General features: G+C 73.0%; 20 protein-coding genes. 12 read left to right on the top strand and 8 right to left on the bottom strand.

What is annotated here, in order from left to right:
* Positions 1 to 29 precede the first annotated feature (29 nt).
* Complete coding sequence (locus OG439_RS03920) at positions 30 to 584, top strand: dihydrofolate reductase family protein (RefSeq protein ID WP_326947942.1); 555 nt, start codon at positions 30 to 32, stop codon at positions 582 to 584.
* Here OG439_RS03920 and OG439_RS03925 read toward each other — a convergent pair.
* Positions 581 to 1,543 (bottom strand): isopenicillin N synthase family dioxygenase, encoded by a 963-nt coding sequence (locus OG439_RS03925; protein WP_247049267.1) that lies wholly within the window; start codon positions 1,541 to 1,543, stop codon positions 581 to 583. The genes OG439_RS03920 and OG439_RS03925 overlap by 4 nt on opposite strands.
* 35 nt (positions 1,544 to 1,578) lie before the next feature.
* Positions 1,579 to 2,037 (bottom strand): nucleoside deaminase, encoded by a 459-nt coding sequence (locus OG439_RS03930; RefSeq protein WP_247049268.1) that lies wholly within the window; start codon positions 2,035 to 2,037, stop codon positions 1,579 to 1,581.
* Between the two features lie 111 nt (positions 2,038 to 2,148).
* On the opposite strand from OG439_RS03930, the gene OG439_RS03935 reads away from it, so the two are divergent.
* Positions 2,149 to 3,105: a helix-turn-helix transcriptional regulator gene (locus OG439_RS03935; protein WP_326947944.1), complete on the top strand. Its 957-nt coding sequence runs from the start codon at positions 2,149 to 2,151 to the stop codon at positions 3,103 to 3,105.
* A gap of 299 nt (positions 3,106 to 3,404) precedes the next feature.
* A complete protein-coding gene (locus OG439_RS03940) occupies positions 3,405 to 3,746 on the top strand; it encodes a UBP-type zinc finger domain-containing protein (protein WP_247049270.1) in 342 nt (113 codons plus the stop codon).
* Here the strand turns inward: OG439_RS03940 and OG439_RS03945 are convergent.
* Positions 3,743 to 4,354, bottom strand: a complete 612-nt coding sequence (locus tag OG439_RS03945) for a TetR/AcrR family transcriptional regulator (RefSeq protein ID WP_326947946.1) — start codon at positions 4,352 to 4,354, stop codon at positions 3,743 to 3,745. The two genes, OG439_RS03940 and OG439_RS03945, sit on opposite strands and share 4 nt — an antisense overlap.
* A 214-nt stretch (positions 4,355 to 4,568) precedes the next feature.
* Here OG439_RS03945 and OG439_RS03950 point away from each other — a divergent pair, with 214 nt between their 5' ends.
* From OG439_RS03950 to mgtA, 3 genes are all read left to right on the top strand, one after another.
* Positions 4,569 to 7,385, top strand: coding sequence for a PQQ-dependent sugar dehydrogenase (locus OG439_RS03950; RefSeq protein ID WP_326947947.1), 2,817 nt, complete (start codon positions 4,569 to 4,571; stop codon positions 7,383 to 7,385).
* Between the two features lie 193 nt (positions 7,386 to 7,578).
* Positions 7,579 to 8,565 carry an Acg family FMN-binding oxidoreductase gene (locus tag OG439_RS03955; protein ID WP_326947948.1) on the top strand — a complete coding sequence of 329 codons (987 nt, stop codon included), beginning with the start codon at positions 7,579 to 7,581 and terminating at the stop codon, positions 8,563 to 8,565.
* A gap of 315 nt (positions 8,566 to 8,880) precedes the next feature.
* Positions 8,881 to 11,532: a magnesium-translocating P-type ATPase gene (gene mgtA, locus OG439_RS03960; RefSeq protein ID WP_326947949.1), complete on the top strand. Its 2,652-nt coding sequence runs from the start codon at positions 8,881 to 8,883 to the stop codon at positions 11,530 to 11,532.
* Here the strand turns inward: mgtA and OG439_RS03965 are convergent.
* Together OG439_RS03965 and OG439_RS03970 are read right to left on the bottom strand one after the other, a co-directional pair.
* Positions 11,477 to 12,157, bottom strand: coding sequence for a CBS domain-containing protein (locus OG439_RS03965; protein WP_326947950.1), 681 nt, complete (start codon positions 12,155 to 12,157; stop codon positions 11,477 to 11,479). The genes mgtA and OG439_RS03965 overlap by 56 nt on opposite strands.
* 51 nt (positions 12,158 to 12,208) lie before the next feature.
* Entirely contained in the window at positions 12,209 to 12,817 is a 609-nt protein-coding gene (locus OG439_RS03970; protein WP_326947951.1) for a DoxX family membrane protein, read from the bottom strand.
* Positions 12,818 to 13,146: 329 nt separating this feature from the next.
* Here OG439_RS03970 and OG439_RS03975 point away from each other — a divergent pair, with 329 nt between their 5' ends.
* The 3 genes from OG439_RS03975 to OG439_RS03985 all read left to right on the top strand — a co-directional run bounded on the left by OG439_RS03975 (position 13,147) and on the right by OG439_RS03985 (position 17,379).
* Positions 13,147 to 14,256 (top strand): acetate/propionate family kinase, encoded by a 1,110-nt coding sequence (locus OG439_RS03975; protein WP_326947952.1) that lies wholly within the window; start codon positions 13,147 to 13,149, stop codon positions 14,254 to 14,256.
* 64 nt (positions 14,257 to 14,320) lie between these two features.
* Positions 14,321 to 14,926 (top strand): CBS domain-containing protein, encoded by a 606-nt coding sequence (locus OG439_RS03980; protein WP_326947953.1) that lies wholly within the window; start codon positions 14,321 to 14,323, stop codon positions 14,924 to 14,926.
* Positions 14,927 to 14,961: 35 nt separating this feature from the next.
* On the top strand, positions 14,962 to 17,379 hold the full coding sequence (locus tag OG439_RS03985) for a phosphoketolase family protein (RefSeq protein WP_326947954.1): 2,418 nt from the start codon (positions 14,962 to 14,964) through the stop codon (positions 17,377 to 17,379).
* A gap of 8 nt (positions 17,380 to 17,387) precedes the next feature.
* On the opposite strand, the gene OG439_RS03990 is transcribed toward OG439_RS03985, so the two are convergent.
* The 3 genes from OG439_RS03990 to OG439_RS04000 all read right to left on the bottom strand — a co-directional run bounded on the left by OG439_RS03990 (position 17,388) and on the right by OG439_RS04000 (position 21,853).
* Positions 17,388 to 17,744 carry an STAS domain-containing protein gene (locus tag OG439_RS03990; RefSeq protein WP_326947955.1) on the bottom strand — a complete coding sequence of 119 codons (357 nt, stop codon included), beginning with the start codon at positions 17,742 to 17,744 and terminating at the stop codon, positions 17,388 to 17,390.
* Positions 17,745 to 17,870: 126 nt separating this feature from the next.
* Positions 17,871 to 19,706: a SpoIIE family protein phosphatase gene (locus OG439_RS03995; RefSeq protein WP_326947956.1), complete on the bottom strand. Its 1,836-nt coding sequence runs from the start codon at positions 19,704 to 19,706 to the stop codon at positions 17,871 to 17,873.
* Between the two features lie 89 nt (positions 19,707 to 19,795).
* Positions 19,796 to 21,853 carry a glycosyltransferase family 4 protein gene (locus OG439_RS04000; RefSeq protein ID WP_326947957.1) on the bottom strand — a complete coding sequence of 686 codons (2,058 nt, stop codon included), beginning with the start codon at positions 21,851 to 21,853 and terminating at the stop codon, positions 19,796 to 19,798.
* Between the two features lie 53 nt (positions 21,854 to 21,906).
* Between OG439_RS04000 and OG439_RS04005 the strand changes: the two genes are divergently transcribed.
* The 3 genes from OG439_RS04005 (at position 21,907) to OG439_RS04015 (ending at position 25,288) form a co-directional block, all read left to right on the top strand.
* Positions 21,907 to 23,286: a glycosyltransferase gene (locus tag OG439_RS04005; RefSeq protein WP_326947958.1), complete on the top strand. Its 1,380-nt coding sequence runs from the start codon at positions 21,907 to 21,909 to the stop codon at positions 23,284 to 23,286.
* 214 nt (positions 23,287 to 23,500) lie between these two features.
* Positions 23,501 to 24,373, top strand: a complete 873-nt coding sequence (locus tag OG439_RS04010) for an oxygenase MpaB family protein (RefSeq protein WP_326947959.1) — start codon at positions 23,501 to 23,503, stop codon at positions 24,371 to 24,373.
* A gap of 63 nt (positions 24,374 to 24,436) precedes the next feature.
* Positions 24,437 to 25,288: a MerR family transcriptional regulator gene (locus tag OG439_RS04015; protein ID WP_326947960.1), complete on the top strand. Its 852-nt coding sequence runs from the start codon at positions 24,437 to 24,439 to the stop codon at positions 25,286 to 25,288.
* The last annotated feature ends 9 nt before the right edge of the window (positions 25,289 to 25,297 follow it).

Raw genomic sequence — 25,297 nt, forward strand, 5'->3', positions numbered from 1 at the left:
CACGAAGAGCACGCGCGAGGAGGCACCTGATGCGGAAGCTGATCTTGGGGTTCTACTGTTCGATCGACGGCAAGAGCGCCGACGCGGACAACGGAATCCGGGACGTCATGATGGGCGTCGACGATCCCGAGCAGGAGAAGTACTTCGTCGACGGGCTGTGGGAGGCGGGTGCCTTCCTGATGGGCCGTGTCACCTACGAGGCCATGGCCGGGTTCTGGCCCACCTCGGACCACCCGTCCGCCAAGGCCATGAACGAGATCCCCAAGGTCGTGTTCTCCCGCACCCTGGAGTCCGCAGACGACTGGCCCGAGACCCGGATCGCGAGCGGTGACACGGCGGCGGAGATCGCCAAGCTCAAGGCCGAGCCGGGCAAGGACCTCGTCGCCGCCGGCGGCACCGAGTTCCTGCGCTCGCTGATCAAGCTCGGCGTGGTCGACGAGTACCGCCTGTGGGTGCTGCCCGCCGCCACGGGCCGGGGCGCGGCCCTGTTCCCCGAGCTGGACACGCCGCTGAACCTGCGCCTGGTGAAGAGCACGGCCTTCCCGTCGGGGGTCCTCGAGCTGATCTACGCGCCGGCCGGCTAGCTCATGGTGATCGCGTCGAGCTTGTCCTTCAGGTAGTCCGACGCGATCACTTCCGGGTAGATCCGCTTGCCCAGCGGCGGCGCGAGCGACGTGATCCGCGCGTCGTGGTCGGTCTCGTAGAAGAAGACCAGGGACACCAGGTCCTCGTCCGGGGCCGTCGGCGCCGGGGGCAGGACGCGGTGGCGGGTCGAGCGCCAGCGGTCGCCCGTCCAGCGGGCCATCAGGTCGCCGATGTTCACCGTGAACGCGTCCGGGTGGTACGGCGCGTCCTCCCACTCGCCGTCGGCCGTGTAGACCTGCAGGCCGCCCACGCCCGCCTGGCGGTCGAGCACCGTCACCGTGCCGAAGTCGGTGTGCGGGCCGATCCGGAACTGGTCGGGCTCCGGGGCGCCGACGTGGGTCATCGGCGGGTACCAGTTGATGTTGAACGTGTACGTCGGGTGCGCGGTGTGCCGCGTGAAGTGGCTCTCGGCCAGGCCGAGCGCCGCGGCGAAGATCTCCAGCAGGTGGTCCGACAGCGCCCGCATCCGGCGCATGTACTCGGTGGCCGTCTCGGCGAGCCCGGGCACCTCGTCCGGCCAGACGTTGGGCTGGAACCAGAACCCGTCGATCTCGGCCACGCCGACGCCGAGGTCGGCGCCCGCCGAGAAGGACTCCTTCAGGTCGGGCGGGGTCTCGGTGCCCTCGGCGTAGCCGTTGGCCTCGACGCCGGGCGGCAGCCAGCCGCGGCCGCCGACGGTGACGGCGTAGCGCTGCTTGACGTCCTCGGGCAGCGCGAAGAACCGCTGCGCCTGCTCACGGGCCCCGGCGCGCAGGTCGTCCGGCACGCCGTGCCCGGTGACCAGCAGGAAGCCGGACTCCCGCAGGGCCCGGTCGACCTGTTCGGCCACCTCGGCCCGGCCCTCGGACGTGCCCGTGAACCACGGCGAGAGATCCACGAGCGGAACGGATGACGGCATACGTGCTCCTCGCACAGAAATGTCCCAGCAATGTCCTATGTGGACTTTTCGACCCCGATGTCCTCGAACCACAGGTCCGGGCGCGCGGCGATGAACTCCGTCATCAGCGCGGTGCAAGCGGGGTCGTCGAGCAGGGTGATCTCCACGCCGAGACCGGCCAGCCAGTCGTGCCCGCCGTGGAAAGTTTCGGCTTCGCCGATGACTACGCGCCCGATACCGAACTGACGGACGAGCCCGGAGCAGTACCAGCACGGTGAGAGCGTGGTGACCATGATCGTGTCGCGGTAGTGGGGGCGGCGGCCGGCGTCGCGGAACGCCGCGGTCTCGGCGTGCGTCGACGGGTCGCCGTCCTGCACGCGCCGGTTGTGCCCGCGGCCCAGCAGGGTGCCGGTGGCGTCGAACAACGCGGCCCCGATCGGCACGCCGCCCTCGTCGCGGCCCAGTTCGGCTTCCTCACGGGCGACGGCGAGCAGGGCGGCAGGGTCGATCGGCATGCGCCACTCTCACCGCCCGGAGCCGTGCCTGGCAAGTGTTTGACCATCCGACTGCACCATCCGGCCGATCGAGGACCGGAACTGTCCTCGATGTCTGGCACACTGCGTGTCATGTACGGCACTTCGGAGCGACTGCTCAGGCTGCTTTCGCTGCTGCAGGCCCGGCGGGACTGGCCTGGTTCGGACCTCGCGTCGCGCCTGGACGTCGACGTCCGCACGATCCGCCGTGACATCGAACGGCTCCGCTCGCTGGGCTACCCGGTGCACGCGACGCCGGGGGTCGCCGGCGGCTACCGGCTCGGCGCCGGGGCCGCGCTGCCGCCGTTGCTGCTGGACGACGACGAGGCCGTCGCGGTCGCGGTGGGCCTGCGCACGGCCGCGAACGGCACGGTCAGCGGTATCGAGGAGACGTCCGTGCGCGCGCTGGCGAAGCTGGAGCAGGTGCTGCCCGCCCGGCTGCGGCCGCGGGTCGGCGCCTTGGGGGCGGCCACGGTCTCGCTGCCGGGCAGCGGCCCGACGGTCGACGCCGGGGTGCTCACCGTGATCGCTTCGGCCTGCCGGGACCACGAGCGCCTGCGCTTCGGCTACGGCGACCGCGCCGGCGCGGAGACCGAGCGGTCGGTCGAGCCGCTGCGCCTGGTCCACACGGGACGGCGCTGGTACATGGTCGCCTTCGACCTCGGCAAACAGGACTGGCGCACCTTCCGCGTCGACCGGATCACCGGCGAGCCGGCGGCCAGCTTCCGCTTCACCCCGCGCGAGCCGCCGGCCGAGGACATCGCGGCGTACGTGTCGCGCTCGATCTCGACCACGCCGTACCCGCACCAGCTGGTGGTGCGGGTGGCCGCCCCGGCGTCGGAGGTCTCGACGCGCATCTCGCCCACGAGCGGCGTGGTGGAGCCGATCGACGACCACAGCTGCCGCGTCCGGACCGGGGCGAACAACCTGGACGTGGTGCCGTTCCACTTGGCGCAGTGGGGGTACGACTTCGTCGTCGAGGAGGCGCCGGAGGGGTTGGTGGAGCGGCTCCGGCTGATCGCGGACCGCTTCGCGCGCGCCGTCGGCTGACGAGACGAGGCCGGTGAGTCGGGCCGGTCGCCGCGAACACGTCGAGCCGGCGTTCGTGGCCGCTCTCGGCTGTGCCGCGCGAGGTCGATGCCTCGCCTTCGTCTCGCCGCCTGGCCACCTGACGCTTTCGGGCCGCGGGCTGCCCGATTCGCCGTCGTCGAGGAGGCGCCGGAGGGGTTGGTGGAGCGGCTCCGGCTGATCGCCGACCGCTTCGCGCGCGCCGTCGGCTGAGGGGCGCCGTGCCGAGTAGGCTCGTCACGAGTGGTCGTCGGCAACCCCGGAGGGTGACTGTGAGTTCGGTGCCTGGAATCGATCCGTCGGTCGCGCCAACGGGGGTGGGCTGCCTCGAGTGCGACGCCGCCGGTGGGTGGTGGGTGCACCTGCGCCGGTGTGCGCAGTGCGGGCACGTCGGCTGCTGCGACACCTCGCCGTCGCAGCACGCGACCGCGCACTTCAAGGCGTCCGGGCACCCCTACATCCAGAGCTTCGAGCCCGGCGAGTCCTGGTTCTGGAACTTCGAGACCGAAACGGTCAGCGAAGGGCCCGAGCTGACCGCCCCGGACTCGCACCCCGAGGACCAGCCGATCCCCGGCCCGGCGGACCGGCTGCCCGGCGACTGGCAGCAGCACCTCAACGGCTAGGCCGGCACCCCGAGCATCCGCAGCACTAGGCTGCCGTACTCCTTGCCGAGCGCGGCCGGGGTCTGGCGGGCGCGCTCGCTGTACCAGCGGGCGACGTCGACACCCAGCGACAGCACCGCCCGGGCCGCGACGTGCGGGTCCGACACGGTGAACGCGCCGACGCGGGCGCCTTCGGTGATCACCTCGCGCACGATCCGCTCGATCCCGCGCCGCAGCTCGGCGACCACCTTGAACTCCTCTTCGGGCAGCGCCTGCAGCTCGTACTGCACGACCCGGGCGACCGTGTGGCGCCGCGCGTGCCAGGCGACGAAGTCCTCGACGATCAGCCGGATCCGCTCGACCGGGTCGGACACCTTGGCGACGACGTTCTCGACCAGCGCGAGCGTCTGCTCGTGGCCGTAGCGGCTGATCGCGAACAGCAGCGCGGCCTTCGACGGGAAGTGCACGTAGAGCGCGGCGGGGCTCATCCCGGCGGCGCCGGCGATGTCCCGGGTCGTCGTGGCGTGGTACCCGCGCTCGGCGAACGCCTCGACCCCCGCCAGCATCAGCCGTCGAGCGGTCTCGGGCTGCACATCGGGCCACAGCTCGGCCGACAGGGACATCGTCATCGGGTGATCCTCTCAGACGCCACACCCACGGGTGACGGACCAGACGGCGCACCCCGGTCGTGTCGAGTGTAAGCGAGCGCTTAGCCAAGAGGGTTCCGGCGATGCGTCCTGGTGGGCCCTTCGGTCAGGTGGTCACGAAAAGGTCAATTCGCTCGACCGGGTGCAACCGGCGTCCTTGTTCGGGCGATAGACGACTGCCTGGAAGGGACTCGCAATGGCTTTGAGAAAGCTTCGCGCACTTCGTCACGCTTTGGTGGCGGTGGTGCTGACCGGGGCGTTACTGCCCGTCATGTCCACGGCGGCGGCCGCGGCGGCCCTGCCGTCGGGCTTCGTCCTGCGGGACACCGACACCGGACTCGGCCAGTACCAGCTGACCGACTTCACCTACCTGCCCGACGGCTCCGTCCTCGCCACGGCCAAGGACGGCCGGGTGCGCTGGGTGCCCGCGACCGGGACGGGCCGGACGATCGCGACGCTGCCGACCCGTTCCGTCAGCGACCTCGGCCTGGTCGGCGTGGCCGTCGCGCCGGACTACGCGACCTCGCGCAGCGTGTACCTGACGCGGTCGCTCAACGTCGGCAGCGGCTTCGTCATGCGCCTTTCGCGGTTCACGGTCACCGTGGACACCGCGGGCGCGCCCACCGCGCTGAGCGGCGAGCAGCCGCTGCTGGAGGTGCCCGGCATCTACGACGTCCACGGCATCAACGGCGTCATCGCCGCCGCCGACGGCACGCTCTGGATGTCCATCGGCGACAACGGCGACTTCGCGAAGGTGGACCCGGGGGCGCTGCGGTCCCAGGACGTCAACCAGCCCTACGGCAAGATCCTCCACTTCACCCCCGACGGCAACGGGGTGCCGGGGAACCCGTACTACGACGCGGCCAACCCGGGCTCGACCGCGAGCAAGGTGTTCGCGCGCGGGTTCCGCAACCCGTTCCGGTTCAGCATCGACCCGAACCTCGGCCTGCCGGTCGCCGGGGACGTCGGCTGGAACAGCTGGGAAGAGGTCGACGTCGTGCAGCGCGGCGCCAACCAGGGCTGGCCGTGCTGGGAAGGGACTCACCCGACGCCGGGCTACAGCGGTCTCGCGGGCTGCGCCGGCGTGGCGAACCAGCCGCCGATCTTCGAGTACCAGCACGGCAACGGCGCGATGCAGGGCAACAGCGTCACCGGTGGCATCGTCTACAATGGATCGAGCTACCCGGCCGCTTACCGCGGGTCCTACTTCTTCGGCGACTACGTCACGAACAAGATCTGGACGATGCGGTACGACGACCAGGGCAAGCTCACGCAGGCTCCGCAGAACCCGCCGGTCTTCACCGGCATCGGCGGCCCGACGAAGTTCGCGGCCGCGGTCAACGGCGACATCGTCTTCGCGGACATCCTGTCCGGCAACCTGCGGCGGCTGACCTATACGGCCGGCAACACCGCGCCGGTGGCGGCCGCGTCGTCGACCACCGATCCGGACACGCGCACGGTCTCCTTCGACGGTTCCGCGTCGGTCGACTACGACAACGATCTGCTGAAGTACGACTGGGACTTCGGCGACGGGACGACGGCGGCCGACGCCGGTCCGAAGGTGACCCACACCTACGCGGCGGGCACGGAGTCGTTCACCGCGAAGCTCACGGTCCGGGATCCCCTGGGGGCCACCGGCACGACCACCGTCGCGGTCGCGCCCGGCAACCACACCCCGCAGCTCACCGTGACGACACCGGGCGACACCGCGACGTTCGCGGTGGGCCAGCAGGTCGGCCTGAGCGGCACCGCGACCGACGCCGAAGACGGCACGCTGCCGATCACGTGGACGTCGGCGGTGCGGCACTGCCCGAGCGAAGCGACCTGTCACTCGCATCCCGGCGCCGGTGGGACGGGAGCGAGTTTCGGGCTGCCGTTCACCGAGCACCCGGACTCGCGGCAGGAGTTCACCGCGACGGTGACCGACAGCGCCGGGGTGACCGCGGCGAAGACCTACGTGGCGCGGCCCCGCGAGCACCGGATCACCTTGGTCAGCACGCAACCCGCGGCGCTGAGCATCCCCGTCGAGGGCGGCGTCAACACGGCGATGGTCGCTGAAGGGGCCAGCTTCGACGTCGAAGCCGCTCCGCTGGGCATCGACGGCGTCTCGAAGTTCACCGGCTGGCAGGGCGGTCCGGCGGACACCACGTGGATCGTCACGGTCGGCGCGGGTGACATGACGTTGACGGCGAACTACGCGACGCCGATCGACCAGCGTTACGACGCCGACGCGGCGTTGCGGACGAAGCTCGGGGCGCCGACCGCCGCCGAGGTCACCGACGGTGCGGTCCACTACCGGGCCTACGCCAACGGCAACCTCTACTGGAGCGCGGCGACCGGCGCGAAGTACGTCACCGCGCCGATCCTGGCCAAGTACGTCGCGCTCGGGGGCATCAACGCGCTCGGGGCTCCGGAGAACGACACCACGGTCGCGCCGGACGGCGTCGGCACCTACAACCACTTCACGGCCTGGTCCTCGATCTACTCCACCCCGGCCACCGGGGCGCACCTGATCAAGGGCCTGATCCGCGACAAGTGGCAGGCGCTGGGCTGGGAACGCGGCATCGGCTACCCGACGACCGACGAACTGTCCACTCCGGACGGTGTCGGCCGGTACAACCACTTCCTCAACGGCGGGAACATCGGTTCGATCTACTACACGGTCAACACCGGTGCCCACGCCCTCTACGGGGAGATCCGCAAGAAGTTCGCGGCGCTCGACTACGAGCGCGGCCTCGGCTACCCGACGACCGACGGGCTCGGCACGCCGGACGGCCGCGGCCGGTACAACCACTTCAGCCTCGGCCACTCGATCTACTACACGGTGGCCACGGGTGCGCACGCGGTGAAGGGCGAGATCCGCAAGCGCTGGGCGGCGCTCGGGTGGGAGAACTCCTACCTGCACTACCCGAAGACCGACGAGTACGTGGTGAACGGGGTGTACCGCAGCGACTTCCAGGGCGGCTACATCACGTTCACGCTCGCCGGCGGGGCGGTCGACCGCCCCTGGTGACCGGGCCGGGCGGGCCGGCTCCGGACCTTCCGGAGCCGGCCCGCCGCACGGCAACGGGCAGCCACGGCTGCCGGCTCGTCGACGTAGCCTGGAGGTCTTAGGTCCCGGACTCCGGTGACCAACGGCCGACGCGCGGGAGGGTCGCTGTCGGGGACGCTCGGGTGGTATCGATCCCTGACGTCCGGAGCCCGCGATGAGCCGACCGCACCCGATGATGTTCGAGCAGGCCCTGGCCTCGGCCGTCCGCGCACCGTCACCGCACAACTCCCAGCCCTGGCGGTTCGTCCTCGACGGCGAGACGATCGAGGTGTGGCTGGACCGCGCGCGCGTGCTCGGGGTGGCCGATCCGCTCGCCCGGGAAGCGCGGTTGTCCTGTGGCGCGGCCGCGTTCAACGCGGTCGTCAGCCTGCGGGCGGCCGGTCTCGCGACCGTCGTCCGGACGATCCCGGAGCCGGGTGAACCCGATCTGCTCGCGGTGCTCCGGCTCGACGGCAACCGGAAGAGCACGCGGTCCGACCGCGATCTCGCCGAGGCCGTGTTCCGGCGGCACACCAACCGCCGGCCGTTCGAGGCGCGGCTGGTGCCGCCCGCCACCCGCGTCGCGCTCAAGTCCGCCGCGCTCCAGGAAGGCGGGCAGGTGGAGTACCTCGACACGTCCGGGCGCTACTCGACGGTGACGGCGCTCGTGCGTCGCGCCGAAGCGTTGCAGGAGAACGATCCCGCCTTCCGGGCCGAGACCGCGTCGTGGCTGCGGCACGACGCCCGGGCCCCGGACGGCGTGCCGACGATCGCGACCGGGCCGCCGCCGTACGGGACCAGGGCGGTGTCACTGCGTGCCTCGCACGCCAACCCCGCGCTGCCGCCGCGCGAATTCGAGCAGGATCCGGTGCTGGCCGCCGTCCTCACCCGGGACCGCGGGCCGGACGCCGAGGTCCGGGCCGGGATGGCGATGCAGCACGTGCTGCTCACCGCCACCGCGGCCGGGTTGGCGACCTCGTTCCTGTCCCAGCCGTTCGAGACACCGCAGACCCGGGACGCGCTCGACCGGATCTTCGACGGGCTCGGGCAGGCCCACACGCTGCTGCGCGTCGGCTACGGCCAGCCGACGGCGACGACGGCGCGGCGTTCGGTGGCCGACGTACTGACCCGCCGTGCCACGCCGGATGTTCTCACCAGGTGAAGGGAAGGACGACTACTGTCCATTTCGGATGGTGGCCGTGCTCCCGGCCGGCGGGGCCCAGCCCAGCGGAGCGTGCCTGCGAGACGGCGGACGACCTCGTGGTCGTCGACCGGAAACACCCGAGCAGCTCCCGGAGGCCTACACTGATCGTGGTTCTGCGTGGTCGCGGCTTCCCGTCGTCGGCCGGCAGACATTTCCCAGTGCCTCGGACCCCGGCGCCGTTCGTCACCGATCCCGCATCCCGCTCGCGAACGCCGAGGCACCCATGTCCCTTCGCACCACCAGCACGCCGCCGCCGCACCGGGCGGACGGCGGATGACCGCCGAGGCGCCCGCCCGGCCGGCCGCGCCGGCCATCGACGTCACCCACGCCGCGGCCTTGACCGGTGAAGCGGTCCTGGCCGCGCTCGGCGTCACCATCGACGGGCTGAGCGCCGGCGAGGTCGCCGAACGGTCGGCGCGGTACGGGCCGAACGCGGTGTCGTCGCACCGGGCGCGGCTGATCCCGGTGCTGTGGCACCAGCTGCGCTCGCCGTTGCTGGTCCTGCTGATGGTCGCCGCCGTCGCGTCGTACTTCGTCGGCGAGCGCGGTGACGCGGTGATCATCGGGGTGATCGTCGCGGTTTCGGTCGGCCTGGGGTTCGTGAACGAGTACCGCGCGGAGAAGGCCGCGGAGGCACTGCACGCGCAGATCCGGCACGAGACCGTGGCGATCCGCGACGGCCACCCCGTGCCGGTCGACGTGACCGCGCTGGTGCCCGGGGACGTCGTCGAGCTGAAGCTCGGCGACGTCGTCCCGGCCGACGTCCGGCTGCTGTCGGTCACCGGCCTGGAGTGCGACGAGTCGGTGCTGACGGGGGAGTCGCTGCCCCTGGACAAGAGCACGGCGGCCGTGGCCGCGGGCACCGCGCTGGCCGAACTGTCCGGGTGCGCGCTGATGGGCACCGTCGTGCACGCCGGCAGCGCCACCGGCGTCGTGGTCTCGACCGGCGCCCGCACCGGGTTCGGGGCGATCGCGGCCGGGCTGAGCACCCACCAGCTCGACACCGAGTTCCAGGTCGGGCTGCGGAAGTTCTCGATGCTGCTGGTGTACGTCGCGGGCGCGCTGACGACGTCGATCTTCGCGATCAACGTGGTGCTGCACAAGCCGATCCTCGACGCGCTGCTGTTCTCGCTCGCCATCGCGGTCGGCATCACCCCGCAGCTGCTGCCCGCGGTCGTGTCGACCAGCCTCGCGGCCGGGTCGCGGCGGATGAGCCGGCGCAAGGTGCTCGTCAAACGGCTGGTGTGCATCGAGGACCTGGGCAACGTCGACGTGCTGTTCACCGACAAGACCGGCACCCTCACCCTCGGCCGCGTCGACTACATGCGGGCCGTCCCGGCGGCCGGCGGCGATCCCGGCGAAGTGCTGCGCTGGGGCCTGCTCTGCACCGAGAACGCCGCCGCCGTCGGCGGCAACCCGCTGGACCAGGCGCTGTGGGCGTCGCCGGGCTCGGCGGCGCAACGAGCCGCGCTGGCCGGCTACACCACGCTGGCGGTGCTGCCCTTCGACCACGAGCGGCGGATGATCTCCGTCGTCGTCCGCGACCCGGCGGGCCACACCGTCCTGGTCACCAAGGGCGCGCCGGAGACCGTGCTGGACCGCTGCGCCGGCGTCCCACCCGAAGCGCGCCGCGCCCTGGACGCCGAGTTCGCCGCGGGCAACCGGGTCGTCGCCGTGGCCATGCGGCCGTTCCCCGGCGGCCGGCCGCCGGCGCCCGCGGACGAACGCGGCCTGGCGTTGCTCGGGTTCCTGGTGTTCCTCGACCCGCCCAAGCACGACGCCGCGCGGTCCCTTCGGCGGCTGGGTGAGCTCGGCATCGCGGTCAAGGTCGTCACCGGCGACAACCCCGCGGTCGCCGCGAAGGTCTGCCACGACCTGGGCCTCGGCGACGGCGCCGCGCTGACCGGGGCCGACCTCGACGACCTCGACGACACCGGGCTCGCCGACGCGATCACCCGCACCACGGTCTTCGCCAGGGTGAACCCGGAGCACAAGGCCCGTATCGTGCGCGTCCAGCGGCTCAGCGGCGGCGGGGTGGCGTTCCTCGGCGACGGCGTCAACGACGCGCTCGCCCTGCACGCGGCCGACGTCGGCATCTCGGTGGACTCCGCCACCGACGTCGCCAAGGACGCCGCCGACGTGATCCTGCTGGAGAAGGACCTCGACGTGCTCGCCGACGGCGTCACCGAAGGGCGGCGGATCTTCGCCAACACCATCAAGTACGTGCTGATGGGCACCTCCAGCAACTTCGGCAACATGTTCTCCGCCGCGGGCGCGTCGCTGTTCCTGACGTTCCTGCCGATGCTGCCGTCGCAGATCCTGCTCAACAACCTGCTCTACGACACCAGCCAGCTCGCCATCCCGACCGACGCCGTCGACGAGGAGCAGCTCCGCCGGCCGTCCCACTGGGACATCGGGTTCATCCGCCGGTTCATGATCTTCTTCGGCCCGCTCAGCTCCGTGTTCGACTTCGTCACCTTCGGCGTCATGCTGTGGGTGTTCCACTCCGGCCCGGACCAGTTCCGCTCGGGCTGGTTCGTCGAGTCACTGGCCACCCAGACGCTGGTGATCTTCGCGATCCGCACCCGGCGGATCCCGTTCTTCCGCAGCCATCCCAGCCTGCCGTTGACCCTGGGGGCCCTCGGCGTCGTCACCGTCGGCGCGCTGCTGCCGGCCACGCCGCTGGCCGGCACGCTCGGGTTCTCGCCGTTGCCCGGCGGGTTCTTCGCGGCGCTGGCCGGGATGGTGCTGGGGTACCTCGTGCTGATCGAAGCGGGCAAGCGGATCTTCTACCGGGCCGCGCGGACGACGACCGCCACGCCACCGCCCGCCGGTCCCCGGCGGCACCTGCGCCGCCGGGCCGCCTACTTCAGCACCGCGGAACCGCCCGGCCACCCTGCCAGACGAAGTCCATCCGGTTCCTGACCTCCACGACGCCGGGAACGGCGAGGGTCAGCCGTTCCGCGGTGGCCACGTCGGCTCCGTACTCGAGCCGGCCGGTCAGCAGGACCACGCCGCGCTCGACGCTCGCGAGCACGGCGTTCCTGTCCGCGTGCAGCGCGTCGCCGAGCACGGTGCGGTCGACGTCGTCCCGCAGGTCTTCGTCCGTGCGCAGGAAAGTGCGCAGGACGTCCCGGCGCGCGACGACGCCCACCAGGCGCTCGCCGTCGAGCACGAACAGCCTGCGGACCCCGCTCGTCGTGAGCAGCCGCGCGACCTCCGGCAGGGTGGCCCCCGGGGTCGTGGTCGGCGGGGCCGCGGTCATCAGCGTGGCCGCGGTCCGCGCGGCCGCCTTCCGCCAGTCCTCCCGCCTCAGGTGGCCGGCGAAGTGCGGGCACGCCGCGCCGAGCCGGTCGTCCTGGTGCGCCTGCCGGCACAGCAGGTCCGCTTCGGTGACGACGCCGAGCAAGCCGCCCTCCGGGCCCACGACCGGGACCGCGCTGACGCCGCCGGTGACGATCCTGGCGACCAGGTCCTTGAACGGCGTGGCCGGAGTCGCGGTGAGCACGTCCCGGGTCATGACCTGACCGGCTGTGGTGCTGGTGCGCATGGTCTTCCTCCCGCAGCGGTGACTGTCCTTTGTGGATCTTATGCGTACTTTTCAGCGGAGCCAGGGGGTGCGGCGGACGAGGTCCAGCTTCGCCCATCGGTGGCCGAGGCCCCAGGTGTCACCCGCGGCGAAGGCGGCCAGGGCGATGAGGACGACGAGGTAGACGAGGTGGTAGTCGATCAGGGGGTTGGTCGAGGACGTGGCTGTGCCGGCCGAGGTGGACTGGGCGAGTGGCCATTCGGCGATCCACATGAGTGCGAGCAGGATGGTGCCGGCGGTGGCGGCCGGGCGCAGGGCCACGCCGAGCAGGAGGGCGATGCCGAGGCCGAGCAGGGCGAGCATGAACAGCCAGTCGGCCCAGCCGGCGCCGGCCCAGTCGCGCAGCGTCGACTGCATGGGGCCGACTTGGACGTGGCCGAGGAAGCCCTTGGTCGGGGAGCCGCCGCTGATCCAGGCTTGCGCTGGGCTGGTGGAGTAGCCCAGTCCGAACAGTTTGTCGAGGAAGGCCCAGAGGAACGTCAGGCCCATCACGATGCGCAGGACGGCGAGCGCTGGGCCGCGGGCGGCGGAGGTGGGCCGGCGTCGTTCGGCTGTCCGGGTTTCCGGTTGGTCGGGGACGAAGGGGGTGGTCAGGGACGGGCCGCGGTCCTGGACGGACATCGTGATCTCCTTTTTCGGTTGTGCACCGAGCATGGGCCGGCGTCTCGGCCGGCGATGGTGCCGAAATCCCCGGATCGCGGTGACTTTGGTGTACCTCGCCCCGGGCCCGCTTCCCGTCGCCCACGCCGTGAGCCGCGAGCTGCTCGACGGCGACGGCCGAGCGCGTAGGCTGCCGGGGAGTGCCCCGGACCCCGGCGCGACGACCAGCCGACCGAGGGGCACACCATGGCACCCGTTGATCTCGCGGGGATCGCCGAACCGCATCGGCGCACGGATAGCGTCGCGGGCGGTGGGCCGATGCGGCTCCCCGGGGCGGAGGCCGGTGCCCGATGCGGGTCCTGACGGTGAATCCCGGCTCGTCGAGCGTCAAGCTGTCGGTCGTCGACGACGGCCGGGAGGTCGGCCAGGTCACGGTCGGCGCCGCCGAGGCCCGGCATCCCCTGGCGGACCTGGTGGCCCGCCGGCAGCCGATCGACGCGGCGGGTGTGCGGTTCGTGCACGGCGGTCCGAGCACCGACCCGGTGCTGCTGGATGACGCGGAGACCGCGCGGCTGACCGCGTTGACCCCGCTGGCGCCGTTGCACCAGCCGTTGTCGCTGGAACTGGCCGCGGTGGTCACCGAGATCGTCACCGGGCCCGTTTACGCGTGCTTCGACACCGCCTTCCACGCCCTGATGCCGGAACCCGCGGCGCGGTACGCACTGCCGAGGAACTGGGTCCGCGAACACGGTCTGCGGCGCTACGGCTTCCACGGCCTCTCCTGCGCGTACGCCGTGCGGCGCACCGCCGAGCTGCTCGACCGGGAACCCGCCGCGCTGCACCTGGTCTGCTGCCACATCGGCTCCGGCGTCTCCGTGACGGCCGTCCGCGACGGCCGCGGCGTCGACACGTCGATGGGTTTCACCCCGCTCGAAGGGGCGGTCATGGCGACCCGCTCCGGCAGCGTCGACCCGGGCCTGCTCCTGTACCTGCTGCGCACCGGTGTCACCGACGCGGCCGGCCTGAACGACGTGCTGGAGCGCGGCAGCGGCCTGGCCGGGATGACCGGCACCGGCGGCGACGTGCGGGACGTGCTGGCCGCGCGCGAGAACGGCGACCCGGACGCCCGCGCCGCGATCGCGGTCTACCTGCACCGGCTGCGCCGGGAGATCGGCGCGGTGGTGGCGTCGCTCGACCGCCTGGACGCGCTGGTGTTCACCGGCGGCGTCGCGGAACACCAGCCGGCGCTGCTGGCCGAGCTGTGCGGGGAACTGGGCGTCTTCGGGGTGCGGGTCGACCCCGGGCGGCTGGCCGGCGACGGCGACCGGCTGGTCAGCGACGCCTACGCACCCGCGCGGGTGCTGGTCGTGACCGCGCGCGAGGACCTGGAGATCGCCCGGCAGACCACCCTCGCGCTGGCCGCCCGGACCGCGGGAGCCGGAGGTCCTCGCGATCGGTGACGAACGGCCGCAGCGCACCCGGCGGGCGCGCGCCTAGCGTCAGGACCGACGGAAGAGGACTTCGATGCAGGCACGAGACATCATGAGCAGCCCCGTCGTCACGGTGACCCCGGAGATGACGGTGAAGTACGCCGCGAACCTGTTGTCCGCGCACGGTTTCACCGCGCTCCCGGTCCTCGGCGGCGACGGCGGGCTCGTCGGCGTGGTGACCGAGGCGGACCTCGTGCGGGACCGGTTCCCGCGCGACGCGCGGTACCGCGCCGGCCCGGACGAGCGCCCGGCCGCCCCGCCGTCCGGGACCGTGGGCGGGGTGATGACCACCCCGGCTGTCGGGATGGACGCGGGCACCGACGTCGTCGACCTGGTGCGCGTCCTGCTCGAGGACCGGATCCGCAGCATGCCGATCGTCGACGGCGCCCACGTCGTCGGCGTCGTCACCCGGCGCGACCTGGTCCGGGCGCTCGCTCGCGACGACACGGTCATCTCGGCGGACGTCCGCCACCAGCTGTCGATCTACGGCGGCCCGCGGCGCTGGAGCGTCGAAGTGCACGACGGCGCGGTCGAGGTCGTGGACGCGTTCGACGACGAGACCGATCGGCACGTCGCGACCGTGCTGGCCCAGGCGGTGCCGGGGGTCACCGCGGTCCGCGTCACCGGCACGACCGGCTGAGAGCCGGCCCGATCCGCCTCCGGAAGGCCACGGCGATGCAGCAGACCACGACCCTGACCGGCACCACGACCACGACCTCGCCCTACGGCGAGCACGACCGGGCCCTGGACCTGAGGTGGTGGGCCGCGGCGAACTACCTGACCGTCGCCCAGATCTACCTGCAGGACAACCCGTTGCTGCGGGTGCCGCTCTCGGCGGCGGACATCAAGCCGCGGCTGCTCGGGCACTGGGGCACCAGCCCGGGGCTGTCCATGATCTACACCCTGCTCAACCGGCTCATCCGTGACACCGGCGCCGACTGCGTCTACATCGCCGGTCCGGGCCACGGCGGGCCCGCCCTGCTCGCGAACGCCTACCTCGAAGGCACCTACGGCGAGGTCTACCCCGGCGTCTCGGCCGACATCGCCGGGCTGACCCGGCTGGTGCGGCAGTTCTCCACCCCGGGCGGCGTGCCGAGCCACGTCGGCGTCCAGACGCCCGGCAGCATCCACGAAGGCGGCGAGCTCGGGTACGCCCTCGCCCACGCCGCGGGGGCCGCGTTCGACCACCCGGACCTCGTCGTCGCCTGCGTGATCGGGGACGGCGAAGCGGAAACCGGGCCCCTGGCGGGGTCCTGGAAGCTCCCCGCGTTCCTCAACGCCCGCCGCGACGGCGCCGTCCTGCCGATCCTGCACCTCAACGGCTACAAGATCGCCGGCCCGACCGTGCTCGGCCGGGCGGACGACGCCGACGTCCTCGGGCTGCTCACCGCGCAGGGCTGGGACCCGGTCCTCGTGTCCGGTGACGAGCCCGCCGCGGTGTTCACCGAACTGCACGCCGCCCTCGCCGCCGCCCACGACCGGATCCGGGACAACCAGCGGCGGGCGCGCGCCGGCGCGCCCGAGCCGTTCCACCCCGTCCGCTGGCCGGCGATCGTCCTGCGCACGCCGAAGGGCTGGACCGGCCCGGACGTCGTCGACGGCGTCGCGATCGAAGGCACGTTCCGGGCGCACCAGGTGCCGCTGACGGAGGTCCGCGAGAACGCCGGGCACCTGCGGCTGCTGGAGCGCTGGCTGCGGTCCTACGCCCCGGAAAGCCTGTTCGACGCCGGCGGCCGGCTCGTCCCGGAGCTGGCCGCGCTCGCCCCGGCCGGGGACAAGCGGATGTCCGCCAGCCCGTACGCCAACGGCGGCCGGCTGCTGACGCGGCTCGACATCCCCGCGCTGGAGCCGTACGCGGTGTCCGTGCCGGCGCCCGGCGTCGTGCACCACGGCAACACCCGCCCGTTCGGCGAGCTGCTGCGCGACGTCTACCGCGGCAGCACCCGGGAGTCCGACGGCGGCGGCACGTTCCGGCTGTTCTGCCCGGACGAGACGGCCAGCAACCGGCTCGCCGCCGTCTTCGAGGCCACCGACCGCTGCCTGCAGGCGCCGATCCTCACCACCGACGACCACGTCTCACCCGAGGGCCGCGTCATGGAGGTGCTCTCGGAGCACCTGTGCCAGGGCTGGCTGGAGGGCTACCTGCTCTCGGGCCGGCACGGGCTGTTCGCGACCTACGAAGCGTTCGCGATGGTGTCGGCGTCGATGCTGGTCCAGCACGCCAAGTGGCTGCAGCACGCCGCGGACCTGCCGTGGCGACGCTCGGTCGCGTCGCTCAACGTGCTGCTGACCTCGACCTGCTGGCGCAACGACAACAACGGGTTCTCGCACCAGGGACCGGGCCTGATCGACATCGCCATCCCGCTCGCGCCCGGCGTCGTGCGCGTCTGGTTCCCGCCGGACGCCAACACCACGCTGTCGATCGCGGACCACTGCCTGCGCAGCCGTGATCACGTCAACCTGATCGTCGCCGACAAGCAGGAACACCTGCAGTACCTGGAAATCGAGGACGCGGCCGCGCACTGCGCCGCCGGAGCGTCCACTTGGGACTGGGCGGGCACCGAGACACCCGACGGCGAACCCGACATCGTGCTCGCCGCCGCCGGTGACGTGCCGACGCTGGAGCTCCTGGCCGCCGCCCGGCTGCTCCGCGACTACGTCCCCTACCTGCGGGTGCGGGTGGTCAACGTGGTCGACCTGATGGGTCTGCTCCCGCCGGGGGACCACCCGCACGGCTTCAGCGAGCGCAAGTTCCAGCGGCTGTTCACCGCCACCGCCGACGTCGTGTTCGCCTTCCACGGCTATCCCCGGGCCGTGCACCAGCTGCTGCACGGCCGCCCCGACCCCGGCCGCTTCCACGTCCGCGGGTACACCGAGCAGGGCAGCACCACGACGCCGTTCGACATGGTCGTGCTCAACCGGATGAGCCGCTACCACCTCGTCCTCGAGGCCCTGCGCAGGTCGCGCCGGGTGCCCGAAGGCGGCGCGGCGCTGGCCGAGCACTGCCACACCATGCTGGCCCGCCACCACGGCTACATCCGGGAGCACCTGGAGGACATGCCGGAGATCCGGGACTGGACCTGGACCGACTAAGACAGCTTCTAGCCGGCGACCGCGGTCTCGACGTCGGCGTAGGTGGTGAACCGGGCGTCGAGGCCGGTCACCTCCAGCACCCGGGTGACCGTCCGCGTGGTGGCGACCAGGGCGATCGTGACGCCGGTGTGCTCGGCCCGGCTGCGGTGGTCGGCGAGCAGCTCCAGGCCGACGGACGCGAGGAAGGTGACCGCGCGCAGGTCGATCACGAGCCTCTTGCCCGCCTCGGCGGCGGCTTTCTCGTGCGCCTGCGCGGCGATGGTGCGGGCTTCGGGTGCGGTCGCCAGGTCGAGTTCGCCGGTGAAGGCGAGCACGACGGCTCCGTCGAGCAAGGTGATCGAGCCGAGAAAAACCGGGGCGGTCACGGACGGACCTCGTTCCAGGCCGGGGAGGCGATGACCGGCGGTGCGCGGTCCGCGAGACGAGCGGGATGGCGATCTCCCCGGCAAGGGCGTGTCACCACATGACTCGACGGTACTGCGCGCGGCCGGTCACCGCCGATCGGTGGCGGGGAGATGGGCGGCGAGCACGACGACGTCGTCGTCGTGCGGGGTCCCCTGGCCCAGCATGCGGCGGATGGTGTCGTCGACGAACCGGGCCGTGTCGGTGGGGTCCAGCGCGGCGACGGTGTCCCGCAGCCGGCGGATGCCGATGTCCAGGTCGCTCCCGCGGCGTTCGACCAGGCCGTCGGTGTAGAGCACGACGGTGTCTCCCGGCGCCAGCCGCACCTGGCGATCGGTGAGCGGGACCTCACGCAGCTCGGGGTAGCCGAACATGAGGTCGACGCCGGTCAGGACCGTGGTGGAGCCGTCGGGGTGGCGCACGACCGGCGGGAGGTGCCCGGCGCTGGCCCAGCGCATCAGCCAGCGGTCGCCGGCGTCGGGGCGCAGGTGGGCCTGCAGCACGGTGCCGGTCGCGCGGACCCCGGTGGCGACGCAGGCCTGCTCGGTCGCGGCGAGAATGGCCGAGGGCGCCCCGGTGGGACGCTCCCAGGTCGCCTGCCGGCCCATGCTGCGGACCTGGCCCATCAGGGTGGCGGCGTGGATGTCGTGGCCGGTGATGTCGCCGACGGCCAGCGCGACGGCGTCGCGGTCGGCGCCGTCGACGGCGTTGAGGTCGATGGCGTCGTACCAGTCGCCGCCGACCTGCTCGTGCCGCCCGACGGGCAGGTAGCGGGCGGCCAGCCGCACGCCGGCCAGGTCCGGTAGCCGGGTCAGCATGGCTTCCTGCAGCTCGCGCGCGACGGTGACGCGGTCTTCCACGAAGCGGGCGCGTTCCAGGGTGTGCCCGACGTAACCGGCCAGCGTGGTGATCACGGCCTGCTCGTGGACGTCGACGTCGTGCGGGGTGTCCCAGCCGAACAGCAGGACACCGGCGACGCCGTCCGGTCCGGGCAGCGGGACGCAGGTGATCGCGTGCAGGCCCAGTTCGGCGTAACGGCGTTGCGCCGTCTCGGGGAACGCGGCGGCGATGGCTTCGGGGTCGGGGTAGAGCTGCAGGTTCCCTTCCCGGGCGGTGAGCGCGATCGGGGTGTCGTCCTCGACGTGGGAGAACGCGTCGCCGGACTCGGGGCCGAGCGCCTGCAGGGGGTCGTCAATGCGGTGCAGGTCACCGTCGCTTTCGGTGAGCGTGAGCCCGACGTAGGCCGGTTTCAGGTCGCCGGAGACCAGGTCGGTGACGATCTCGCGCAGTTGCGAGATGTCGTCGGCGTGGGCGAGGGCCTGGGACGCGGTCAGCAGCAGCTGGGAGCGGGTGAACGCCACGCGCAGCATGGCTTCGGCGGTGTCGGTGCGGGCGCGTTCCTGGTGGGCGTCCCGGGTGGCGATGCGCAGCCGCAGCTCGAGCGAGCAGCTGTGGGCGAGGTCGGCCAGCACGGCCAGCTCGTCCTCGCGCCACCGGCGTGGCTGGTGGTCGATGACGCACAGGCTGCCCAGGACGCGGCCGGCGGCGTCGGTGACCGGGATCCCGGCGTAGGCGCCGATGCCGATGTCGGTGACCACCGGGTTGTCGCGCGACCGCGGGTCGAGGGCGCCGTCTTCGATGATCAGCGGCGCACCGGTCACCACCTCGTGCCGGCACAGCGACGCCGAGAGCGGCGTGCGGCGGGTGTGCGCCCACGGCTCGCCGAGTCCCGCCAGACCCGGGAAGACCTGCTCCCGGTCCGTGACCAGGGACACCAGCGCCACGGGGGTGCCGACGCGCTGGCGCGCGCGTTCGGCCAGCGCGTCGAGCGCCGCGTCGGATTCGTTGCCCAGCCCGGTTTCGGCCAGCGCGGCCAGCCGGCCGGGATCGGCCAGCGGCGCGTGGGCGTCGTCGTCTTCGGTCATCGCAGCAGCACCTGCACCGTCGATTTCCTCGCTCGTGGGGCCGTGACGAGGACCAAATACCCAACCGAGGTCCCGGCCACGCAGGGTCTTCACCGTCTCGGCACGATGTGCCGCGGCGCGGCGACGCTGTGCTGGTAGACGTCGGCGAAGCGCCCGGCGACCCGGTCGATGCCGAACCGCCGGGCCACGGTCGCGCGCCCGGCGGCCGCGGCGGCCCGCGCCCGGACGGGATCACCGGCCGCGGCGCGCACGAACGCCGTCAGCCCGTCGGCGAACCGGCTCAGCGTCGCGGTGTCGGCCAGCATGCCGTTGCGGCCGTGCTCGACGTAGTGGCCGAGCCCGCCGCGGCGCGGACCGAGCACCAGCAGACCCGCGTCCATCGCTTCGAGCACGGCGATGCCGAACTCCTCCTTGCGGCTCGGGCACACGTACAGGTGCGGGGTCGGCGCCGGGAGCCACCGGGTGACGCCGTGCTCGATCAGGCGGACGTCCTCGTTGCCCATCGCGGGCAGCACCGCCAGCCGGCCGGCCGCTTCGGGGTGCTCGGCGCACAGGGCCAGGATCCGGTCGAGGACGCGGGTTTCCTCCGCGCTCGGGGCGGCCGGGTCACCGCCGACGAGCACGAGCGCGGTCTGCCGGTGCAGGCCGCGCGTGAGCCAGGCCTCGACCAGCAGGTCCTGTTGCTTGACCGGGTGCAGCCGGCCCACGGACAGGATGACCGGCAGGCCGCGGGCGGCGTCGCCCAGCCGCGGCCGGCCGGGGGCCGGCGCGAACAGGGACTCGGCGAGGCGCTGCTGGCGGGCTTCGGCCGTGGGCACGCGGGGCAGCAGCGGGATCCCTTCGGCGACGGACTCCGGTTCACGCCCCCGCAGCCGCGGGAAGTACCCGGCGAGCTCGCCGCCGGGCCGGCCGGGCAGCCCCAGCAGGGTGTCCGCGGTCGCGACCAGCCGGTCGGCGGTGTACATCCGGTGCAGGTCGAACCGGGCGGCGACGGGATCCGCGGGACCGGCGGCGGCGTGCCGCTCGGCGAGCGAGCGGTGCGGGTCGGCGGTGAGGGTGAACACGGTGCGGGCGCCGAGCGCGCGGGCGGCCTGGGCGATCGCGGCGGATCCGTCGTCGGAGTACCGCACGTGGACGACGTCCGGGGTGCAGCCCGCCAGCCACAGCAGCTGCCGGGCCAGGAACGTGATCGCCGGGCGGTGCCGGGACAGGTCGATCTGGGCCGGCGCGCCCGGCGCGTCCACCGGGAGCCGCAGCACCACGTGCCCGGTCCCGTCGGGCTCGGCCAGCGCGGGCTCCTCGGCCAGCCGGTCCCGGCCCAGCAGGGTCAGGGTCACCACCCGGGCGATCCCGGGCCGGCGGGGGAGGGCGTGCCCGAGGTGGCGCAGCAGGACCGTGAGCCCGCCGCTGGCACCGGCGCCCGGGTGGTCGAACGAGCCCAGCAGCATCGACTGGGCCACGGTCAGCCCCGGCCGGTCCGGCGGCGGAACCGTCCACAAAGGAGAGTCGGTCGGGACGTCGGCCAGCCGGGCCAGGCAGATCGAGGCCAGCACGCGGTCGTAGGGGTCGTCGGTTCGTTCGCGGATCGACGCGATCGCTTCGGCCGCCGCCGGGTCGCCGGCGCACTGGGACAAGTAGCGCAACGCCGCGTGCCGGTAACCGCGGTCACCGCCGAGTCCGGCGACCACCTCGGGCACCGGGAAACAGCGGAGCGCGTGGCGTTCGGCGAGGTCCAGCAGCAGGATCCGGCGACGCGGTGACGCGCCGGCCGCCGCCGCGCGGATCGCCGCCGCGGCGGCCGCCGAACCGTGTTCGACGACAGCGTCACCGAAGACGTCCGTGGCGACCGCCGTCACGAAGGAGTCGATCAGCTCGTCGCCGGTTTCCGGTGTGGCCGCGAGGACTTCGGCGGGTGCCGGGGTGACTGGTGCGCGCGCGAGTGCGCGCAGGGCGGCCGAGGCGGAGTCCGGGTCGTGCCGCGCCGGAGCGACACCGGCGTACTCGATCAGCGCCGGGCCGGCGAACGACGGGTGGAGGGCGCGGCGGACGTCGTCGATCCGGTCCGGGGACGCCCCGGGGCGGAGTTCGCGCAGCCGGGCCACCGCGTCGGTGGGGTACGTGGTGGTCGTGGTCGCCGAGATCGTCACAGCTGGGCTCCAGTGCTCAGGCCGTAGGGTCGGGGGAGACGGAGGAGGTACGGATGAACGCGTCCACGAGACCGCGGATCGCGGTGGTGAGCCCGCCGTTCGCGTCGCACGCGCGTCCACTCGCGACGGTCGGCGCGGCGCTCGCGGCCGAGGGCGCCGACGTGACTTTCGCGTGCGCGCCGGCGTTCGCGGGCCTCGCCGAGGAACACGGGCTGCCCTTCGGCGTGCTCGCCTTCGGGGACAACGCCAACACCGGCATCGCCGAGCGCACCCAGCAGGAAGCCGCCGGAGCGGCCCGGCTGGCCGAGTTCCTCGACGCGACGCGGGCGGGCGCGATCCCGGCGCTGCTCGCCCAAGCCCGGCACCGGCGGGCCGACATGCTGCCCGATCCCGCCGCGGTGCTGGCTTCGGTGCGGGAGTTCGACGACCGGGTCCGGCCGGACTGGTACCTCGTGGACCAGCTGGCCTACGCCGTCACCCTGGCGATCTACGGCCTCGACCGCCGCTGGGCGGCCTACTGCCCCGGTCACCCCGGTTACGTCCTGGACGGTCCCGGGCGCTTCTTCGGGCTGCCGCCGTACTGGCCGGACGCGATCCGTCCCGGCGCCGGGGAGCTGGCTCGCCTCCGCGCCGAAGCCGAGGCCAACGACCGGCTGTTCACCGGGCTGTTCACGGCGTTCCTGGCCGAGCACGCCCCGTCCCGGCCGGCGCCGCCCAGTGCGTTCGGCCTGACGTCCCCGGAGGCGGTGCTGTTCAACTACCCCGAGCTGCCGTGGCTGCCCGACCTCCCGCGGGGACCGGAGCTGCGGTTCGCCGGGCACTGCAGTGACGTCGGGACGGCCCGCCTGACCGACGACTGGGTGCGGCGGGTCGACCGGTCGACCGACGGTGGGCGGCGCCGGCTCGTCCTGGTTTCCTTCGGCACCTTCCTGTCGGCTCGCGACGACGTGCTCCGCACCGTCGTGACCGGCTTGCTGCGGATCCCCGACGTCGCGGTCCTGGTGGCGGCCGGAGACCGCGTCGCGCCGCTGCGGGCGGCGTTCGCCGGGCACGACCGGGTCGAGGTCGAAGACCAGGTGCCCCAGCGGGCGCTGCTGCCCCGGGTGGCCGCCGTGGTGCACCACGGCGGCAACAACACCTTCACCGAGTGCCTCGCGGCGGGTGTACCGGCGCTCGCGTTGCCGTTTTCCAGCGACCAGTTCGCCGTCGCCCACGACCTGGAACGCATCCCGGCCGGTCGCGTGCTCGACCCGCACGGCCTGACCCCGCACGCGGTCACCGACGCCATGACCGACGTGCTCGCGACGGCTCATCGAACCCGGGCGGCGGCGCACCGGCTGCTCGCCGGGCGTGGCCCGCGCGAGGCGGCTCGAAGCTTGCTCTCGGCCATGAGTCACCTTCCGGCCGTCGATCCAAGGACGATGCAAATCTAGGTGGAAGATCCGGCGGTCGCCCGCGTCCGGGCGGCGGTGATCCACTGCGGAGTGCCCGCCGGAACGGCCTGACTGTCGAGTTTCGGCAGGTAGGCTGAGTGAGGACAGGTCGCTCGGGCGATGCGAGAGAGCCGACAGCGGGTCGAATCTGCATCGCAGTTGCATCGAAGCGGTGACTCGGCCGGACGGTTCGGCAGGACGGAGACCAGGGCCCATGACGATGTCGCTGACCAGCGTGGCGCAGGTACGTGAACGGGCTCGCGACGCGCTCTTCGCGCGGGTGGCCGGCCCGGACGGGCCACGCAACCGGGACCGGATCCACCACGCGCCCGGACCGCGCTGGTTCGCTCCGGACAGCGCGATCCGCCAGGTGCACGGCGACACGGCGATGTTCGTCGGCGGGTTGCGCGCGCTGCTGCTGCAGTCGCTGCACCCGTCGGCGATGGCTGCGGTCGCCGCCCATTCGGGGTACCGGGGTGACCCGTGGGGCCGGTTGCAGCGCACCAGCACGTTCCTCGCCGTGACGACGTTCGGCACCACCGACGACGCCGAGCGAGCCGTCGCTGTCGTGCGGGGCGTGCACGGGCGGGTGCGTGGCACCACCGAGGACGGGCAGCCCTACCGGGCTGACGACCCGCACCTGCTGAAGTGGGTGCACGTCGCGGAAACGGACAGCTTCCTGCGCGCCCACCAGCGTTACGGCGCACATCCGCTCGACGAGGCCGGATGTGACCGCTACGTCGCGGAGACCGCGCTGGTCGCCGAGAAGCTCGGCGTCCTCGATCCACCCCGGACGCGCGACGAGCTCGACCGGGCGCTGGCCGCGTACCGGCCGGAGCTGCGGGGCAGCGCGGACGCGCGCCAAGCGGCTCGGTTCCTGCTCGTCACCCCGCCGATTCCCTGGCCCGCCAGGGTTCCGTACGCCGTGCTCGCGGCTTCCGCGGTCGGGATGCTGCCGGTGTGGACCCGGGCCCGGCTGCGCCTGCCGTACCTGCCGGTGGCGGAGGCCACGGTCATCCGGCTCGCGGCCGGCGCCTTGGTCAAGGCGGTGCGCTGGGCCATGACCGCGCCGGAGCCCGGCACCTGAGCCTCTTCGTCCGGCGATGCAGCCGCGATGCAACGTATGCTGTGACGAACACGGGGAGACGACGTGACCGATACGTCCGAAGCACGTTCGCTCGGCTCGAGCGAGGTGGCACGGACGCTCGGGGTGTCCCAGGTGACCCTGCGGACGTGGGAGAAGCGCTACGGGATCGGCGCCGCCCAGCGCGAGGACAACAACCGCCGGCGGTACACCCCGGAGGACGTCGAGCGGCTGCGCCGGATGCGGGCGCTGCAGGCGCAGGGGACCAGCGCACGCGACGCGGCCCGGCTCGTGCTGTCGCGCTCGGCCGCCGAGACGACCGTCCGGCGCCGCCGGGAGCGGCTCGCCGAAGCCGCGGAGTCCTTCGACCTGCCCACGATCGGCGGGCTGGTCGACGACGCCTTCACCAGCCTGGGCGTGGCCAAGACGTGGACCGAGGTCGTCGCGCCGGTGCTGCGCGTGATCGGTGAACGCTGGGCCGAGCACGACGACCGCCAGGCGATGGTCGCCGAATGGGCGCTGGCCACCACGGCCTCGGCGGCGATCGACCGGTACGCGGCCCCGGCGGCCGCGCTGCCGGGCTCGGCGCCCGTGCTGTTCGTCTGCGGCCCGACCGAGCGGCACGAACTGCCGGTCAAGATGCTCAGCGCGGCGTTGAGCGACGACGGCGCCGCGGCCGCGTTCCTGAGCGGGCCGGTTTCGGTCGACGTCCTGCGGGCGATGTCCGCCCGGTTCACCCCACGCGACGTCGTGGTCTGGTCGATGACCGCGCAGTCGGCCGACGTGCGGTTCCTGCGCGTCCTGAGTGCCGAAGGGGTGCCGGTGCGCCCGGCGGGCCCGGGGTGGCACGGGCTGCCGACGGTGGGCGAGCCGCTCCCGCCGTCGTTCGCGGCGGCTTTGGGTGTCTACAGCAGCTGATCGGCCGGC

The organism is Amycolatopsis sp. NBC_01307 (assembly GCF_035975215.1).
In the GTDB taxonomy this organism is placed as follows: domain Bacteria; phylum Actinomycetota; class Actinomycetes; order Mycobacteriales; family Pseudonocardiaceae; genus Amycolatopsis.